This is a genomic window from Deltaproteobacteria bacterium (genome assembly GCA_030654105.1).
In the GTDB taxonomy this organism is placed as follows: domain Bacteria; phylum Desulfobacterota; class SM23-61; order SM23-61; family SM23-61; genus JAHJQK01.
Map to the genome: position 1 here is coordinate 1 of JAURYC010000228.1, position 16,882 is coordinate 16,882.

General features: G+C 49.4%; 17 protein-coding genes and 1 pseudogene. 10 read left to right on the forward strand and 8 right to left on the reverse strand.

Annotation, left to right across the window (positions count from 1 at the left end):
* The coding region (locus tag Q7V48_09520) for a biotin--[acetyl-CoA-carboxylase] ligase (protein MDO9210970.1) at nucleotides 1-645 on the forward strand (645 nt) is incomplete at its 5' end.
* A 10-nt stretch (nucleotides 646-655) separates the two neighbouring features.
* Complete coding sequence (locus tag Q7V48_09525; protein ID MDO9210971.1) at nucleotides 656-1,420, forward strand: type III pantothenate kinase; 765 nt, start codon at nucleotides 656-658, stop codon at nucleotides 1,418-1,420.
* A gap of 85 nt (nucleotides 1,421-1,505) precedes the next feature.
* Here the strand turns inward: Q7V48_09525 and Q7V48_09530 are convergent, their stop codons facing one another.
* Together Q7V48_09530 and trmFO are read right to left on the reverse strand one after the other, a co-directional pair.
* A complete protein-coding gene (locus Q7V48_09530; GenBank protein MDO9210972.1) occupies nucleotides 1,506-2,663 on the reverse strand; it encodes a geranylgeranyl reductase family protein in 1,158 nt (385 codons plus the stop codon).
* Between the two features lie 43 nt (nucleotides 2,664-2,706).
* Nucleotides 2,707-4,014: a methylenetetrahydrofolate--tRNA-(uracil(54)-C(5))-methyltransferase (FADH(2)-oxidizing) TrmFO gene (gene trmFO / locus Q7V48_09535; GenBank protein MDO9210973.1), complete on the reverse strand. Its 1,308-nt coding sequence runs from the start codon at nucleotides 4,012-4,014 to the stop codon at nucleotides 2,707-2,709.
* Between the two features lie 348 nt (nucleotides 4,015-4,362).
* On the opposite strand from trmFO, the gene Q7V48_09540 reads away from it, so the two are divergent.
* Nucleotides 4,363-5,064 (forward strand): RraA family protein, encoded by a 702-nt coding sequence (locus Q7V48_09540; GenBank protein MDO9210974.1) that lies wholly within the window; start codon nucleotides 4,363-4,365, stop codon nucleotides 5,062-5,064.
* Nucleotides 5,065-5,131: 67 nt separating this feature from the next.
* Here Q7V48_09540 and Q7V48_09545 read toward each other — a convergent pair whose 3' ends face one another.
* The 4 genes from Q7V48_09545 to Q7V48_09560 form a co-directional block, all read right to left on the reverse strand.
* Entirely contained in the window at nucleotides 5,132-6,319 is a 1,188-nt protein-coding gene (locus Q7V48_09545; protein MDO9210975.1) for an MFS transporter, read from the reverse strand.
* Between the two features lie 23 nt (nucleotides 6,320-6,342).
* Nucleotides 6,343-6,912 (reverse strand): flavodoxin family protein, encoded by a 570-nt coding sequence (locus Q7V48_09550; GenBank protein ID MDO9210976.1) that lies wholly within the window; start codon nucleotides 6,910-6,912, stop codon nucleotides 6,343-6,345.
* Between the two features lie 176 nt (nucleotides 6,913-7,088).
* Nucleotides 7,089-7,862 (reverse strand): N-acyl homoserine lactonase family protein, encoded by a 774-nt coding sequence (locus Q7V48_09555; GenBank protein ID MDO9210977.1) that lies wholly within the window; start codon nucleotides 7,860-7,862, stop codon nucleotides 7,089-7,091.
* A gap of 124 nt (nucleotides 7,863-7,986) precedes the next feature.
* Nucleotides 7,987-8,760: an SDR family oxidoreductase gene (locus Q7V48_09560; GenBank protein MDO9210978.1), complete on the reverse strand. Its 774-nt coding sequence runs from the start codon at nucleotides 8,758-8,760 to the stop codon at nucleotides 7,987-7,989.
* Between the two features lie 267 nt (nucleotides 8,761-9,027).
* Between Q7V48_09560 and hrcA the strand changes: the two genes are divergently transcribed.
* Genes hrcA through dnaJ form a run of 3 tightly spaced genes read left to right on the forward strand, consistent with a single transcriptional unit; the run spans nucleotide 9,028 to nucleotide 11,876 of the window.
* Nucleotides 9,028-10,068 (forward strand): heat-inducible transcriptional repressor HrcA, encoded by a 1,041-nt coding sequence (gene hrcA / locus Q7V48_09565; GenBank protein ID MDO9210979.1) that lies wholly within the window; start codon nucleotides 9,028-9,030, stop codon nucleotides 10,066-10,068.
* 60 nt (nucleotides 10,069-10,128) lie between these two features.
* Nucleotides 10,129-10,776 carry a nucleotide exchange factor GrpE gene (grpE, locus tag Q7V48_09570; protein MDO9210980.1) on the forward strand — a complete coding sequence of 216 codons (648 nt, stop codon included), beginning with the start codon at nucleotides 10,129-10,131 and terminating at the stop codon, nucleotides 10,774-10,776.
* Complete coding sequence (gene dnaJ, locus Q7V48_09575) at nucleotides 10,776-11,876, forward strand: molecular chaperone DnaJ (protein MDO9210981.1); 1,101 nt, start codon at nucleotides 10,776-10,778, stop codon at nucleotides 11,874-11,876. Before grpE ends, dnaJ begins: the two co-directional genes overlap by 1 nt.
* 8 nt (nucleotides 11,877-11,884) lie before the next feature.
* Here dnaJ and tatC read toward each other — a convergent pair whose 3' ends face one another.
* Nucleotides 11,885-12,631 (reverse strand): twin-arginine translocase subunit TatC, encoded by a 747-nt coding sequence (gene tatC / locus Q7V48_09580; protein MDO9210982.1) that lies wholly within the window; start codon nucleotides 12,629-12,631, stop codon nucleotides 11,885-11,887.
* 295 nt (nucleotides 12,632-12,926) lie between these two features.
* Nucleotides 12,927-13,091: pseudogene (gene tatA / locus Q7V48_09585) on the reverse strand (twin-arginine translocase TatA/TatE family subunit).
* Between the two features lie 281 nt (nucleotides 13,092-13,372).
* Here tatA and Q7V48_09590 point away from each other — a divergent pair.
* Genes Q7V48_09590 through Q7V48_09605 form a run of 4 tightly spaced genes read left to right on the forward strand, consistent with a single transcriptional unit; the run spans nucleotide 13,373 to nucleotide 16,733 of the window.
* A complete protein-coding gene (locus Q7V48_09590; GenBank protein MDO9210983.1) occupies nucleotides 13,373-14,275 on the forward strand; it encodes a phosphoribosylaminoimidazolesuccinocarboxamide synthase in 903 nt (300 codons plus the stop codon).
* Nucleotides 14,276-14,313: 38 nt separating this feature from the next.
* Nucleotides 14,314-15,366, forward strand: a complete 1,053-nt coding sequence (locus Q7V48_09595) for a histone deacetylase (protein ID MDO9210984.1) — start codon at nucleotides 14,314-14,316, stop codon at nucleotides 15,364-15,366.
* A 12-nt stretch (nucleotides 15,367-15,378) separates the two neighbouring features.
* The gene (locus tag Q7V48_09600) at nucleotides 15,379-15,933 is read left to right on the forward strand and encodes a fumarylacetoacetate hydrolase family protein (protein MDO9210985.1); all 555 of its coding nucleotides are present in this window, start codon (nucleotides 15,379-15,381) and stop codon (nucleotides 15,931-15,933) included.
* A 59-nt stretch (nucleotides 15,934-15,992) separates the two neighbouring features.
* Nucleotides 15,993-16,733 carry an MBL fold metallo-hydrolase gene (locus tag Q7V48_09605; protein MDO9210986.1) on the forward strand — a complete coding sequence of 247 codons (741 nt, stop codon included), beginning with the start codon at nucleotides 15,993-15,995 and terminating at the stop codon, nucleotides 16,731-16,733.
* Nucleotides 16,734-16,882: the final 149 nt, after the last annotated feature.

The following is a 16,882-nucleotide window of genomic DNA, read 5'->3' on the forward strand; positions in this document are numbered from 1 at the left end:
GCCGAGTCCCAAGCGCAGGGGAAAGGCCGTCTGGGGCGGGTCTGGGAATCCCCCCCCGGGGTCAATTTATATATTTCCGTTATTCTGAAGCCATCCATTCCTCCGGCAGTTGCGCCCAAGATCACTCTTCTGGCAGGCGTAGCCTGCGCCAATGCTCTGGCCAGGGCTTCGGGCCTGGAGGCGCGAATTAAATGGCCCAACGACATCTTCATCCACGGGAAGAAAGTGGCCGGCATCCTCTCGGAAATGGAGGCCGAAGGCCCTAAGATCCGTTTCGTCATCCTGGGAGTGGGGGTAAACGTGAACTGGGAGATGGAAGAGGTTTCCCCTGACCTACAGGGTTTGGCTACTTCGCTGATGGCGGAAGGGGGAAGAAAATTCTCCCGCGAGCTGGTAGCCGGGGAGCTCCTGGGAGAACTGGAGAGGGAGTATGAGCTTTTCCTCCGGGAGGGTTTTTCGCCCAGACTTCGTGAGGAATGGAACAAACTTTCCTGGGTCAATCAAAAATGGGTTACGGTCAAAGTGATGGATAAGGAATTCGCAGGCCAGGTTCTGGGCTTAGATACGGACGGAGCTCTTTTATTGATAGACGGGAAAGGAAAGATGCAGCGATTGATCGCTGGAGATGTAAGTTTACGCTTATGAGGAGCGAATCATGCTTTTAGTCATCGATGTAGGAAACACAAACATCGTCTTGGGCATTTATGAGGGAGAGCGCCTGGTAGATAATTGGCGCATTTGGACAGAGCGTGATCGAACCAGCGATGAGTATGGCATCCTGGTGCGCAATCTCTTTTCCTCCCGGTCCATCTCCCTCGGGGGAATAGAAGCGATCGCCATCTCCTGCGTTGTGCCACCTATGTTGAACATGCTCCTGGAACTCTCAGAAAGATATTTTCAGCGGAAGCCCCTGATCGTTGAATTTGGAATGAATATCGGAATGCCAGTTCTTACGGACAACCCGATGGAAGTGGGGGCGGACCGCATCGTCAACGCCGTTGCCGCCTACCACAAACATAAGAGAAGTTTAATCGTAGTGGATTTCGGGACCGCCACCACTTTTGATTATATTTCTTCTAAAGGAGAATACATGGGTGGAGCGATCGCTCCTGGCCTGGGCATCTCCTGTGAAGCGCTCTTCATGCGCGCTTCGAAGCTTCCGCGGGTGGAGCTGGCCAAGCCCCAAAAGGTCGTAGGGAAGAACACCGTTCATTCCATGCAGGCGGGAATTTTCTTTGGTTATGTGGGACTGGTGGATGAGATTGTCCGGCGCATGAAAGAAGAGGTAGGTTCTGACCCCAAGGTTATTGCCACGGGGGGACTGGCCCCCCTGATTGCCGCGGAATCGAAAAGCATAGAAGAGGTGGACGAGTTTTTGACCCTCGAAGGATTGCGACTCATTTATGAGCGTAATAAGTAATAGGCTATAGGTGATAGACAATAGGCTAAAAAACCCAACACCAAACACTCATTCCTTACCCCCTACCCCCTACACCCTTTATCCCCTATCTCGCCATTCTTAGAAGTAGATTTCCCAGCGGCCCCAGTTTATTTTTTATATCTAAAAAAGTTTTTTCACCCCGCATTATCTGGGCCATTGCCACCCACCATCTATCGCTGGTAGCAATTTTTCGATGAAAAAAGGAAGGGCGAAGATTGAAAATCTCCCGCAAGAGCCGGGAACATTCTATCTCCGGCATCAAGTTGCGGTTGATTGCTTCCTGGCATGATTGCAGGGAATCCCGCCCTTCTTTTACGGCTTCTGCCAGTAACGGAGCTGCCAGTTGGGCGCTACGGATGGCATAGAAGATCCCTTCTCCAGTAAAAGGATCAACCAGCCCGGCGGCGTCACCGAGGAGAAGACATCGGCCTTGGTGAATCAACCTTCGTTTTTGGCGGAGGGGCAGGAGAAAGCCCGCGGCGCTAAAGGGAGGGTTTTCTTCTTTTTGCCATTGAGTAGCCCCAAAAGCCCGCTGGTAATTTTTAATCTGAGGGGGAGGGGTTTTAAAACCTACCGCGCCCATGGCAAAAAAATCTTTCCTGGGGAGAAGATAGGCGTAACTTCTCTTTAAACTTCCCCAGTCGATATGGATGAGATCAGGCTCCCCCCAGGGGAATAAGGAGGTGGGAACTTCACTATGAATAGCCAATATATAAGGCGCTTCGGTCATTAGATCCAAATTCTTAGCCACGGTGCTTTGGGCTCCATCTGCTCCAATAACGAATTGGGCGCAACAGGTTCCAGCGGAGGTTTTCACCTGGATGTTAACGCCTTCCTGGCCGAGAGAAAGAAATTGGGTTCCATCCGCAAAGCAGGCTCCCATCTGGGTTGCCTTTTGGGCCAGGAAATTATCAAGAGCTTCCCGGCGCACGGTGACCATGAGCGGCTCATGATAACGCCTGAGAAAGTGTTTTTCTAATTTTCGGGTAAAGGAAATGCCCGTGATGACTCTTTCCACCACGGGTCCAAGATCAAAAGGAAGAAAGCGAAGAGTGCGCACATTGATACCGCCGGCACAGGTTTTCCCCCGAGGAAATTTTGCCTTATCCAAAAGCAAAACCTCGATACCCAGACGGGCCAATTCATAAGCCAGGGTCGAGCCAGCGGGCCCCGCCCCGACGATAAGAACTTCGGTTTTTTTGAGGATGGAGTTTTTTGCCATGCGTTTACATATAGTGTCCTGAGTCAGAAATTCGTTTTAAAATTTATTTTGCCGAGCCATTGGCCCATTCTTTCAGATCTCTTAAGGCGCGTTCGGCCAAGGCCTTATGTTTTTCTTTTCCCCTTAGGTGCCTGTCCAGGGGCGGAAACAGGCCAAAATTAACGTTCATGGGTTGAAACTCTTTCACCACCGGGTTGCTTAGGTAATGGATCAAACTGCCAATGGCTGTTGTCTGAGGAGGAAAGAGCATGGGTTTCCCCTGAAGATGAAGGGCGGCGTTGATGCCAGCCAGTAGACCCATGGCCGACGATTCCACATAACCTTCAACCCCGGTAATCTGTCCGGCAAAAAAAATTCGTTCATCCTTTTTTAGTTGCAAAGTCTGTTTTAGCAATGATGGTGCATGGATGAAGGTGTTGCGGTGAAGACTGCCGAAACGAAGAAAAACAGCCTGTTCCAGGCCAGGAATCATGCGGAAAATGCGCTCCTGCTCCTTCCATTTCAATTTGGTTTGAAACCCCACCAAGTTGAAGGCCGTCCCCTGCTCATTCTCCTGCCGCAACTGGACGACAGCATAAGGAATTTTTCCGGTGCGGGGATCACGGAGACCCACCGGTTTCATCGGGCCGTGGGCCAAAGTTTCCCTGCCTCTTCCAGCCATCTCTTCGATAGGCAGGCAGCCTTCGAAATGCACGGGCTGTTCAAACTCCCTGTAAGGGGCTTTTTCCCCTTGGCCGAGTTCATCAACGAAACGGTAATATTCCTCCCGAGTCATGGGACAATTCAGATAATCGTTCCCCTGCCCATACCTGGAGGCGCGGAAAATTACATCCTTGTTCAGGCTGTCCCCATCGACAATGGGGGCGATGGCGTCATAGAAATAGAGGTATTCTTCGCCGGTTAGCTTTTTGATAGATTCAGCGAGGATTGGCGAGGTTAATGGCCCGGAGGCAATGATCACAATTCCCTCGGAAGGAATCTGGGTAACTTCTTCCCGGATGATTTTGACCTTGTCCGCAGATTGCAGGCGGGCGGTTATCTCCATGGCAAAAGCCTGCCGGTCAACGGCGAGGGCATCGCCTGCGGGAACGCAGGTTTCAGCGGCAACAGCCATGGTTAGAGAGCCCAACTGGCGCATTTCTTCTTTGAGTAATCCAACGGCGTTGTAGAGGGAATTCGAGCGCAAGGAATTGCTGCAGACCAATTCCCCTAAAAGCGGAGAAACATGCGCCGGCGAAAAACGCTGGGGTTTCATCTCGTAAAGAAAAACGGAAACCCCCCTCCGGGAGGCCTGCCAAGCAGCCTCACATCCCGCTAAGCCTCCGCCGATGATGGTGAAGGGGTATTGCATAATGATGCCCGCCTACCTAAAAAGGATTATTTGCGAAAAGAATTTTTTCACACATCCTATGAGGTGTCAAGTATTACCTCCTCATGCATCCCTTCATTTTTCAATAAGTTGATGAATTTACTTTGAGTAGTGGAGCCCGTCCGAGCCGGGCAGTCTCTTCCCGGGTCTTGATAATCCTTCTGAAATCACAAGAGAAAATTAAAAGTGAAGAGGGGAAAGTTACCTCCTGCTTCCGCTGCAATTTTAAAAAACCATCTCTTTTTAATTTTTGTTGACTCACTGGACCCAATTCGATAAGCTTCCGTTAAGATCAACCAATTGCCACCACTACCAACCAAGAGGTGAAAAATGACCAATTATTTAAACGATGAAGAACTGGAAGCCTTGCGCCGCTGGCCTACCTGCGCCATAGCAAATGCTATTGAGCTCTTCAATATTCGACCCCGGAATGAAGGGTTCATGCTTCCGGAGATTAAATGTGCCTTTCCCGATTTGGGGCCGATGATTGGCTATGCCGTCACGGCCGTTATATCCGCTGACTCTCCAGAGGGGCGGCGAGTTCCACCGCCGGAATGGTGGAAAGAAATTCAAAAAATACCGGAACCCAGGGTAGCGTTAATCCATGATATTGATCATCCGGTGGTAGGATCCTTCTGGGGAGAAGTAAACGCCAACATTCACAAGGCCTTGGGGTGCGTGGGCACGGTGACCGACGGATCTGTCCGAGACTTGGATGAGGTAAGGGAAACGGGGTTCCAATTCTTCTCCAGTTGTATATCCGTTTCCCACGCTTACGTTCATTTGGTGGAGGTGGGAATTCCGGTCAAAGTGGGGGGACTGGTTGTGAAATCAGGGGACCTCATCCTGGGCGATAAGCACGGAGTGATCTCCATCCCGTTGGAGATCGCCAGAGATGTACCCAAAGCTGCCCAGCTTATGGAGGACTGGGAGCGGCGGGTGATCAACTTTTGCAAATCCAAGGAGTTCAACCCGGAAGGGCTGAGAGAACGTTTCATGTCTCCCCGCCCCACCTGGCCACCGAAAAAATAGGCGCAAGTCGCAAGGCGCAAGGGGCAAGGTGTAAAGCCAATGACTCAATGACTTATTGACTTAATGACTATTTTTTATCCGACATTTCCAGGCGAGCGCCAACGCGAAGGAATAGAGGTAACAAGACAATAAAAAGAAGGCCTAAAATGGTAAGGGCGGAGGAGAAAGAATATGCTTCAGCCCAATGACCGATACTCGACGGAACGACGCCGCCTCCCAAAAGAAATCCGACGAAAATGACCAATGATACAGCTGCGCTCCGCAAATGGGAGGGAAAGATTAGGGCGAGGATTGTAAAACCTACTGGAAACAAACATGCTGCTGAAGCAGCTTGGAGGAAAAGCAAAATAGGTGTGGTTATGGGACTGGGGATCAATCCGAGGAGAAAGGTAAAAACACCCGTGGTTATCAAAAATAAAGTCACGGTCCGTTTTGGCCCGAACCGATCTATGATCGAACCAGAAAGGAATAAGACGACGATCCCAAACATGCGGGAGAGCCCGATAAGCGTGTTGGCCCAACCTCGGTCCATTCCCATTTCGTTTACAAGAAAAAGGGGCATCATGGTATAAACGCCGATACTCGACCCGATGGAAACAGTGAACATGGTCGCCATCATCCAGAAGGAAGGGCTGATCATAATTGTATAGATCGACTGGAGACGCGGCGGTTCCCCTTTTTCCCTTCCTCCCTGGCCAAAAAGCCAAAAAAGAATCCCCATGAGAATCGACCAGACACCCAGCACCGCTAATGCCCCACGCCAGGAAAAAAAATTTAGCAAAGCTTCAGACAATAAAGGCGCCGTAATAAAACCCAGATTGGGGGCCAGTTCATGAATGGCCATGGCTTTTCCCCAATGTTCCTTGCTGACCAGTTCCGTCAGCGTAGCAATCCCTGAGGGAAGATAAAACCCTGCTGAAAGGCCAGCAAGCACAAGCCCGGCATGCATTTGGTTTATTGAGAATGACCGGGATATAGCCACAATTGCCCCTCCCACCAGGATGCTCGATAAGGTGATCGTGCGCCGGTGGTTCAGCAGCGAGGAAATGAATCCTGATCCCAAAAGCCCAGCACCATAACCGAAGGCGACGAAAAGGAATAAAGTCCCAGCTTCTCCATGACCCAGGCCCAAATCTTTTTCAATCACGGGGAGGAGCGGTGCTAAAACAACCCGGGCGACAAACGTCAGGTAAAAGATGCCCACAAGCAAAAGAAGAGGCATCAGCGGGAAGGGGAAAGATTTTCTCATTACCATTTCAAAGGAACCCTCTGAATTTTTTAAAGGGTGGCCACTTTTTGCCCTAAAGCGAACGCCTCTTTTTTGGCTGATTCGTTCTTGGCGATCTCTCCTTTGGCCGATGCCGACGCCATTACCGTTCCCATCCATTTTAGCTTGGTGAAATCGCAGGTGGTCTTAAAGCTATGGACAATGGGATCCGCGGTGGAGACATTGGGATCTCCGCAGACCGTGATGAGGCCAATCTTTTTCCCTTTCATCTTGGGGTAATATTGCTTATGCCAGCGCCACTCCGCATCAAAAAAGGCGCACCAGCGGTCCAGGTAAGCCTTCATCTGAGCAGTCATGGACCAGAAGTAAGTGGGCACGCTGTGGATAACGGCATTGGCTTCCAGAATCTTCTGGTGGATCTCCGGCATATCATCCTGGACAGCGCAGATTCCAGTTTCATTGCATTTTCCACAATCAAAACAACCGGAAATTTTTTTCTGACAAAGGATAATCTTTTCTACTTCTGCCCCGGCGTCTTTTGCCCCGGCCAGAGCCTGGTCCAGAAGGATATCGCTATTTCCTCCAATTCTTGGACTCCCCAAGATTCCCAGTACCTTCATGTTATCCTCCTATTAATATATTTAAAAATATTTTGGACGCAGATAAACGCAGATCCACAGGGTTGAAATAAAAATTTAAAGGCGTAACGCCAAAGAATAAAAAAAGTTTTGGCTTTTATATTGAAACAGTATTTTTCTGCGTTGATCTGCGAAAATCTGCGTCCTAAAATTTTATTTTATACCAGCCGGGAAACACCTTCGGCAACTTTGGGATAGGCATCTATCAGAGCGAGGTCATGGCCCGGGAAGATCAAATCGATGGATGAGGCCTTGGCCCGAATCTTATCGTAACTTTTCATCCAGGCGATCATATCGGTGATGATCGCACTGGGAATGTCGGTGCGATAACTGGAGAAAGTATGGGCGGAATCGGAACCCACGATGGCCTTTCCTTTTGTGGTGTTCACGACCACTGTTTGCAGACCGATGGTGTGACCCGGGCAAAGAAGCAACTCGATTCCCGGCAAGATTTTTTTATCACCCCGGATGAGTTGAAGCCTCTTTTTTCCTTTTAACTTGGCCAGGTAACGATTGGCTACCGGGTCCGTAACCTGCAGAAAAGGAGCACGTTTGGCGGTTGGGTTGGTCATCCAGAAATTGAACTCTTTTTCCTGGAGGAAAATCGTTGCGCGCGGAAACAACTCAACTCCACTAATGTGGTCAAAATGGATATGGGTCGCCACTACGTGTTTTACCTTTGCGGCGTCGATGTCAATCCTTTTCAGGACATCTACCGGATTGATGTAGCCGGCCAGATTGCGCTCCTTGGCTAATTGGGGAGCACAGCCGCAGTCGACGACAATTGTTTCACCGCCTCCCCGGATAGCAAAAATATAATAATTAATCTGGGCGTTCTTATCTATGTCCTGGAACCAGTTGACCATGGACGCCGGTCGGGTGAAAGGCCCGGCATATTTAAGAGCATAAATTTCATAAGTTGGCATCACCATAAGTCGGTCTCCTTTCCTTTTAAGTGGCGAGTGTTGAGGGTTAAGTCAAAAATAGGCTATCTGTCCTCAATTTCGTTCCTTATTCCTTTTCCCTTAGCCTTACGACTTGTGCCTTACCCCTTCTTTATATTGTTTGCCCCCCGTCCACGCGGATGATTTCACCCGTTACGAATGAACTGGCTTCCGCCGCCAGAAAAAGGGCAAGACCCACGACCTCTTCAGGTTCACCAAATCGTTTGAGTTCAATTTCTCTGATGCGCTGTGCCCTGCGATCTGGGTCCGTCCAGTTCACCCGGCTGAATTCCGTTTTAATGGAGCCGGGGGCGATGGCGTTTACTAAAATGTTATGCGGGGCCAGTTCCCGCGCCATCACCTGGGTCATCATGTTTAGGGCCGCCTTGCTGATGCAGTAGGCTCCGGTTTGATCCGCCCGCGCGCGGAGCCCGCTGATAGAACTGATATTGATGATCCTGCCTCCACCCTGCTTGATCATCTCCTTGGCTACGACTTTACTCATCAAGAAGGCACCCTTCAAGTTCACTTCCAAAACTTTATCAAAAGCCTCTTCTTCCAAATCCACCATCGAGCTCAAGACGGGGTTAGCTCCGGCATTGTTGACTAAAACATCGATCCGGCCGAATGCTTGAAGTGTTCCTTGAACGAGCTTTTGCACCTCTTCTTTCTTCCCCACGTGGGCCGGAATAGCTATAGCCTCACCGCCCATCCCGCGAACCTGTTCCGCCACCTTCTCCAGTTCCGGCGGCCGCTTATTGCGACTGGAAACTACCGATTTGGCCCCAGCTTCCGCAAAGGCCAGAGCAATGGACCGACCTATCCCGCGGCTCGCACCGGTGATCAAAGCAACTTTGCCCTGTAAGGAAAACAGCTTTGCCAACATGAACCTTTCCTCCTTGCCTGGGTTTCGATAATTCATTTTTACCATAAATAAAAATTCTGGCAATCTTTATTACTGACCCGTTACCCTGCACTTGGAAAATTCCTTGCGCTTCCATCCCCCTCCCGCCCGGGCTTCCTCTTTCACTGTGAATTCATCAATTTATTAAAAGGTGAAGGGGACCGAGGGAATTGCCATTCTTGACAAGAAGGAGAATTGTTGCTATGTTTAATTAGCACTCTTGGGCTTAGAGTGCTAAGAGGTAATCCGATGAGTGAGACCTTAACTTCTCGAGACCGTAAAGTATTGCAGGCAATTATTATGGATTATATCCAAACTGCAGAACCGGTGGGATCACGAACTGTGTCTAAAAAATATAAGATGGAGCTCAGTCCAGCAACAATCCGCAATGTTATGGCGGATTTAGAGGAGATGGGCTTTTTGCGGCAGCCGCACACTTCAGCCGGGCGGGTGCCTACGGATCGGGCCTTTCGTTTCTACGTGGACAGCATATTGGAAGTGCGCCGACTCAACAAAATTGACCAAGATCGTATTATTCTGAGCCTGCAAAATGAGAAGACGGACATAAATGAGATGATGAAGCACGCCTCGTCTTTACTTTCTCTGCTATCCAAACAGACGGGGGTCGTTTTGGCCCCGCGTTTTGGGAGTAATGTATTCAAACATATAGAATTTATCAAGCTTAGAGAGAAAAAAATACTGGTGATCATCGTATCCAAATCAGGCGAAGTTCAAAATAAACTGATCGAGTCCGATGAGCCATTAAATCAGGATGAGCTGGAAAAATTCAGCAAGTACCTAAACGAGATCATGGACGGATTGAGCCTGGTTGAGGCCAAACGCAAAATTGTGGAGGAGATGAAGAAGGAGAAAGTCCTCTTTGATAAACTCATGTATCGTGCCCTCCAACTCAGCCAGAAAGCGCTGGAAGACGAAGCGGAAGGCGACCTTTACATTGAAGGCAAAACCAACATCATTCAATCTCCAGAATTTGCCGACGTGGAGAAAATGCGGCTCCTTCTTTTGGCGTTCGAGGAGAAAACCAAGATTGTCAAACTCTTGGACAAGGCTCTGGCCACGCAGGGGATTCAAATTTTTATTGGCGCGGAAAACGAATTCAACGAAATGAGGGAGTGCAGCATCGTGGCAGCGTCTTATTCTAAAGAAAATTTTACCCTGGGAACTTTGGGAGTTATCGGGCCAACACGGATGGATTACTCCAGCATCATTCCCATTGTGGATTATACGGCCAGAATCCTGGGGAAAATCCTGGAAAACATGGACGAGTAGTAACCTCTGAAAGTGGATAAGGCCCGGGAGGAAGAGTAAGACCTAAAAGGAGAAGCTATTTTGAGCGAGAAAAATAAAAAAAATAAAAACAATGATGAAAAAAAGAATCTGGAAGTAACTCTTGCGGAAGAAAGGAGTGAAGAGGCCGGCGGAGAAAAGTCTGTTGGGGCAACTGAAAAAATAAAGGAGCCTACAGCGGAAAAGCCCGAACAGACTCCCGAGGAAAAAACCCAGGCTCTACTGGAAGAAAAAACCAAGGAAGCGGCAGAAAATTTCGATAAATGGTTGCGTTTGCGGGCGGAGTTTGAGAATTTTAAGAAGCGGGTGCAAAGGGAAAAAGCTGACTTGATGAAATTTGGGAGCGAGAACCTCCTTAAGGCAATGCTGCCCGCGCTGGATAATTTAGCCCGGGCAATCGACCATGGAAAAAACGCGCCAGAAAACGATTCTCTCTTGGAAGGGGTGGAAATTACCCACAAACAATTTTTAAACATCCTGGAAAAATTCGGGGTGAAACCTATCCAGGCTGCAGGAGAGATTTTTAACCCTGAGCAACACGAAGCCATTGCGCAGGAAGAAAGCGAGCAAGAACCCAATCGGGTGATTGCGGAAGTTGAAAGAGGGTATCTCTTCCATGACCGCCTCCTTCGACCGGCCAAGGTCATCGTCTCGAAAGCCAAGACCGATCAAAAGATAAAAGGAACTTAATGTTTTCCCGAGATTATTATGACCTCCTCGGTCTTAATCAGTCGGCTACGCCGGAGGAGATCAAGAAAGCCTACCGTCGTCTTGCCCACCAGTTTCATCCCGACAAGAACCCTGGAAACCCTTCCGCCGCAGAGCAGTTTCGACACATTACGGAAGCCTACGAGGTTTTGCAGGATGCGAAGAAACGGGTGGCGTATGACCGCTACGGTGCCTCCGTGGGCCGGGGAAGTTTTGCGGGGTTCCGAGAACCGGAAGATTTTTCTCCCCCTGGAAATTTTTTTGATGATTTGTGGGGCGAAATTTTTGAAGAATTTTTCGGAAGTCGAAGGCAAAGGTTTACAAGAACCAAAGGAGTGGATTTCCGATACAACGTAGAGGTCTCTTTAGAAGAAGCGGCCTTTGGCATGGAAACGGAAATCAAAGTTCCTCGGTTGTCGGTTTGCCCGCTATGCCGGGGAAGTCGTTGCGCTCCCGGAACCCTGCCCATGACCTGTCCTGCATGCCGGGGGTTAGGTTCGCTCCGGGCCCAGCGTGGCTTTTTTATAACAGAGACAACTTGCCAACGTTGCGGAGGGGAAGGAAAAGTTATTGTTCGACCGTGTTCCCAATGTCGGGGAACGGGCCACATCAAGTTGACCCGAAGCACCCGCATCCGTATTCCCCCCGGGGTAGACAACGGTACTCGTCTGCGTCTCCGGGGAGAAGGAGAAATGGGCAGAAACGGTGGATTACCGGGAGACCTCTACGTTATGGTTTCCGTAAGGAAGCATTCTATCTTTAGCCGATCAGGGAATGATATCCTATGCCAGATTCCCATCACCCTGATTCAAGCTGTGAGGGGAGCGGAGATCGAGGTTCCGACTCTAAGAGGAAAAGCCAAACTGAAGATTCCGCCGGGAACTCCGGCGGGAAAAAGTTTTACCCTGAAGGGATACGGGATGCCCATTCTCCAAGGGATCGGCCGAGGGGACCAAAAGGTGAAGTTACAGGTAGAAATCCCCAGTAAGTTAAACCAGCGCCAGCGGGAAATATTAGATGAGTTTAACCAAATTTGCGCGGGAGCAAAAAAGGCCCGGAGCGAAGGTTCGGCCAGCAGTTAAAAATTATTTTATTTTTCCTCCTCTTTTTCCGCTTTTTCTTCCTTTTTGCCAAAGAATTTAGCTATCCAGATGGACCCCTCATACATGGCCAGCAGCGGCCCAGCCAAAAGGAGCTGGGAAACCAAATCAGGGGGCGTTAGAACAGCTGCAGCAACGAAAATGACCAGGACAGCATATTTTCGGTTTCGGGAAAGGATCGAGGATGAAACGACCCCCATGCGTGCTAAAAAAAGAATCAATGCTGGCCACTGGAACAACAGGCCGAAGGCCAGGAGAAGTTTGATGGTAAAAGCGAGGTAATCCTTGATGGCTGGGAGCGGGCGGATCGTTTCGGAGGCGAAGCTTAGGAAAAAACGAAAGACCACCGGAAAGACAATATAGTAACAGAAAAAGGCACCGCCAACGAAGAAGACTGAAGAAACGATCAAATAAGGGAAAATGTATTTTTTTTCCCGCTGGTAAAGTCCGGGGGAGACGAAAGCCCAGATCTGGTAAAGAATAAAAGGGGAAGAAAAAAAGATCCCGGCCAAGAACGCTGCTTTCAAATAAGTGAAAAAAGCATCGGGAACGGCGGTAAAAACTAACGTGCTGCCCTGGGGCAAAATCTGGACGAGGGGGCGCATTAAGATTTCTACGATCGGTTTAATAAAAGCGTAACAAAGCGCAAAAGCTACGCCGATGGCCAGGAAGGAATAAATCAACCTCTTGCGCAGTTCCTCCAGGTGCGCGGTAAGGGGGAGTTTCTTATCAGACATTTCAGACGGATTCTTTGGTGATGACAGGTTGGTTTTCTTCCTTTGGCGGGGGAGTGGTTTGGGCGATGGTCTGCTCGGAAGGCACGCCTGCCGGAGGTTCGGCGATCTCTATTTTCCCTCTCTCCAAATTATCCAGGAAAGGATCATGGGCCGCAATGGGTTCAGTTGAAGATTCTTTCAATTCGGGGGGGGACACATCAGCATCGACCCCGGTTTCAGTTGGAGAAGGGGCTTCTGATTGGTACGGGTTGGATGTTTCCTCTTGGTCAAGATCTATCTTAATATCCTTAATTTCCTGAATATCATTATCAATACTTGACTTTAAATCATCCGTGGCTTTTCTGAATTCGGCCATCCCTTTTCCCAAAGACTTGGCCAAATCAGGAAGTTTCTTGGGGCCGAAAACAATCAGGGCCACGATGAGAATGATGATTAATTCTGGGAGACCGATGCCAAACATTGCGGTAGACCTTTTTATTCAAGAATAGAAACTTTTAGGGGTAGTGTCAAGGGCAAAATCGAAAAGCCCTTGGGAGGAACTTGCCCACCTCCATTTTTAAAGGTTGAGTTTTCCTGCCAGGGGTTTCTCCGGTCCGGGCGGAGAGAGCGCCTGGTTTGGCAAAATGAGGCGGCATTCCTTAGATGTTCTAAAAACTGAGGGTAGCAAGTGGAAGAAATCCTTGACAGCAACCCCGGAAATGCTTTAAAAACGAAATACGAAAGTATAGGGAGGAGAAGAAAATGACAACCGGAATTTTGTTGACTACGGAGATTCAAGAGATCCCGTTGGCTCATCGCGGTAAAGTAAGAGACATCTATGACTTAGGGAAACATTTGATGATCGTGGCCACAGACCGAATATCCGCCTTCGACGTGGTGCTATCCAATGGAATTCCCCATAAAGGCCGGGTGCTCAACCAGATTTCCGCTCACTGGTTCCAGACCCTGGAGACCATTGTAGCCCACCACATGGTGACTACCCAATTGGAAAAATTTCCAGGCCTTCCTCAGCCCATTGCAAAGTTGTTAGCCGGACGGGCCATGGTCGTGAAGAAAGCAAAGCCGCTGCCGGTAGAGTGCATCGTCCGGGGATACCTTTCAGGGTCTAGTTGGAATGACTACCAGGAAAAGGGTTCGATCAGCGGCATTGCGCTACCGCCGGGGTTGAAAGAATCCGCGAAGCTGGAAATCCCCTTGTTTACCCCATCGACAAAGGCGGAAGTGGGAAATCATGATGAGAACATCGATTTTTCGGCTACGGTAAAGATATTGGGGAAGGAGTTGGCAGAAGAAATCCGTTCGGTGAGCATTCGAGTGTACCAACAGGCTACCGCTCTGGCCGAGAAGCGGGGGATCCTTATTGCCGATACCAAGTTTGAGTTCGGGCTGGATGAAGACGGGAAGGTTCTGCTTATCGACGAAGCCTTAACTCCGGATTCCTCCCGTTTCTGGCCGCTGGAGGGATATACTCCCGGAGGGCCGCAGAAAAGTTTCGACAAGCAATTTGTCCGGGATTATTTGCTGTCCATCCGTTGGGACAAGAAGCCCCCGGCACCGAACCTTCCGGAGGATGTCGTGCGGAAGACTTCGGAAAAGTACATAGAAGTTTATCAACGGCTTACAGGAAAAGCTTTGGCCATATGAAGAATTTTTGCTGAGCCGTCAAAAAGGAGCGTGAGCCGATGGCGAGAACAGGAATCGTGCAAGACAACCGATACATGGATCATGTAGCGAATTCTTACCACCCTGAATCCCAGGAGCGGCTGCAAGTGGTTTACAAAATGATGCAAGAACCTGACCTGCAAGGAAAGTTGGTAGAAATTCAACCCCGGATGGCCACGGACGAAGAGCTGGAGCTCATTCACGTCCGCAGGTATATTCAGCTGGTGGCCTCTACTGCGGGTCGCGACTTTACCATGCTCGACCCCGATACGTATGCTTGCTCCCAATCCTATGTCACCGCAAAATTAGCTGCTGGAGGGACGCTGGTAGCGGCGGAAAAGGTTATCAAGGGGGAGCTGGACAATGCTTTTGCCTTGATTCGGCCTCCAGGGCATCATGCCGAATCCAACCGGGCCATGGGGTTTTGCCTTTTTAACAACGTAGCCATTGCCGCTGGATATGCCATCAAAACCCATAACGTAAAAAGAGCCCTGATTATCGACTGGGACTTGCATCACGGAAATGGCACTCAGCATTCTTTTTATGAGCGAGCGGACGTACTGTATTTCTCCAGCCATCAGTTTCCCTATTATCCTGGAACGGGATATATAAACGAAATGGGGAGCGGGGCCGGAAAAGGGTTTACGGTTAACGTCCCCCTCCAGGCCGGACCGGGAGATGCTGAATATATGAAGGTTTTCGAAGAGATTCTGGAACCCATTGCTCTGGAATATAAACCAGAAATTGTGTTTGTCTCTGCAGGCTTTGACATTTATTACCAGGACCCGTTGGGGGGCATGCAGGTGACTCCCGCGGGGTTCGCCAACCTGGCTAAAATTGTGTTAGAATTTGCCCGAAAGACCTGTAACGGGAAAGTGGTCTTTGTCCTGGAAGGGGGATACCATTTGAACGGATTGAGGGATTCGATTAAGGAAGTTTTAAAGACTATGCAGGGAGAGATTCTTGCTGAAGGAAGGGACGAGAAGATCCGAGGAATGGTGGATTCCCAGATGATCGATCCCGTCATCAGAAAAGTAAAAGAAGCCCAAAAGCCTTTCTGGAAAAACTTGTGAAGGGAGGAAAAATTGAAGTTGGCAACATTTCGGCAAGGGCGCGAAGCTCGTTTGGGAATCGTAGGGGATGGTAAAATAATCGACTTTAACGCGGGGTTGGGCCGCTTATTGCAGAAGACCAACCGGTGCGAAAAGCCCTTTCCCACCGTGGATATGAAAGGGTTCTTAGCTCTGGGGGGCAGATCGTTGCAGCTGGCCCGAAAAGATGAAATCAAGGATCCGCATGGGCTCAGACTCCGCCTGTGGGTCAATGGCCAACTCCGGCAGGATAGCCAAAGTGAAGAGATGATCTTCAAGATCCCGGAGATCATTTCCCGTATATCAAGCTTTGTCACTCTTGAACCCGGCGACATCATCGCTACCGGGACACCGACCGGAACATCTTTTAGCACCCAGCAATACTTAAAGGAGAGGGATGTGGTGGAATGTGAGGTTGAAGGAATCGGGAGGTTGAAAAATCCTGTTAAAGTTGAAAAGCCAGTCTATCGTAGCCACTTTTTTACCCCTCCCCCTCCCCCCAGCCCTCTCCCCCATTTGCGGGGAGAGGGGAAGGGTGAGGGGGCTTAATTTGAAGGAAATGGAGTTTTTTGTTGCTCAGGGCAAAATGAAATCTACAGGAGTTCCGCATGAGCGGCGTTGCAATTAAATTTTTAGGATCCGGAGATGCTTTGGGAAGTGGTGGACGATTCCAAACCTGCATCCAGGTAACTGCAGCCACAGGGCAGCTGCTCATCGATTGCGGTACTTCCTCCCTTGTGGCCATGAAGCGATTTGGCGTTGACCCTTCCTTGGTTGACATTATTCTCCTTTCGCACCTACACGGAGATCATTTCGGGGGACTTCCTTTTTTTATTCTCAACGCCCAGTTCACCCGCCGAACACGCCCGTTGGTCGTTGCCGGACCTCCTGGAGTAAGAACGCGGGTCAACGAAGCGATGGAAGTTCTTTTTCCGGGTTCCTCCCGGGTTCAGCAAAAGTTCGCCATTGAGTTTGTCGAACTTCAAGACGGGAACACCCATCTCATTGGTTGGATCAACGTTATTCCCTATCCGGTCAATCACCCGAGTGGGGCTCCTTCCTATGCCTTACGGGTTGAGTGTGATGGAAAAATAATCGGGTACTCGGGCGATACCGAGTGGGTAGAAACCCTGACGGAAGTGGCCCGCGGTGCTGATCTTTTTATCAGCGAAGCCTATTTTTTTGAAAAAAGGGTTAAATATCACCTCGACTATCAAACTCTGATGAACAAGCGGGGTCAGCTGGAATGTAAGAGACTCATTCTGACTCATATGAGCGAGGACGTTTTACAAAAACTCAACGGGCTGGAAATGGAATGGGCGGAGGATGGCCAAGTGATCGACTTATAATCTGATTAAAAAATAAGAAAGTTGGCCCTGGGGGACGAGAATTTAAACCAGGGCATCTAAATCTTTTTAAACCCTTTTCAAAATGGTTTGTTGATTATAGACCTTCCTATCTTCTCCGTGATAAAATAATTTAATATTCAATCCTAAGA

Coding starts and splice junctions, on each gene's coding strand:
- Q7V48_09525 (MDO9210971.1), top strand. CDS start 656: ATGCTTTTAGTCATCGATGTAGGAAACACAAACATCGTCTTGGGCATT.
- Q7V48_09530 (MDO9210972.1), bottom strand. CDS start 2,663: ATGGCAAAAAACTCCATCCTCAAAAAAACCGAAGTTCTTATCGTCGGG.
- trmFO (MDO9210973.1), bottom strand. CDS start 4,014: ATGCAATACCCCTTCACCATCATCGGCGGAGGCTTAGCGGGATGTGAG.
- Q7V48_09540 (MDO9210974.1), top strand. CDS start 4,363: ATGACCAATTATTTAAACGATGAAGAACTGGAAGCCTTGCGCCGCTGG.
- Q7V48_09545 (MDO9210975.1), bottom strand. CDS start 6,319: ATGGTAATGAGAAAATCTTTCCCCTTCCCGCTGATGCCTCTTCTTTTG.
- Q7V48_09550 (MDO9210976.1), bottom strand. CDS start 6,912: ATGAAGGTACTGGGAATCTTGGGGAGTCCAAGAATTGGAGGAAATAGC.
- Q7V48_09555 (MDO9210977.1), bottom strand. CDS start 7,862: ATGGTGATGCCAACTTATGAAATTTATGCTCTTAAATATGCCGGGCCT.
- Q7V48_09560 (MDO9210978.1), bottom strand. CDS start 8,760: ATGTTGGCAAAGCTGTTTTCCTTACAGGGCAAAGTTGCTTTGATCACC.
- hrcA (MDO9210979.1), top strand. CDS start 9,028: ATGAGTGAGACCTTAACTTCTCGAGACCGTAAAGTATTGCAGGCAATT.
- dnaJ (MDO9210981.1), top strand. CDS start 10,776: ATGTTTTCCCGAGATTATTATGACCTCCTCGGTCTTAATCAGTCGGCT.
- tatC (MDO9210982.1), bottom strand. CDS start 12,631: ATGTCTGATAAGAAACTCCCCCTTACCGCGCACCTGGAGGAACTGCGC.
- Q7V48_09590 (MDO9210983.1), top strand. CDS start 13,373: ATGACAACCGGAATTTTGTTGACTACGGAGATTCAAGAGATCCCGTTG.
- Q7V48_09595 (MDO9210984.1), top strand. CDS start 14,314: ATGGCGAGAACAGGAATCGTGCAAGACAACCGATACATGGATCATGTA.
- Q7V48_09605 (MDO9210986.1), top strand. CDS start 15,993: ATGAGCGGCGTTGCAATTAAATTTTTAGGATCCGGAGATGCTTTGGGA.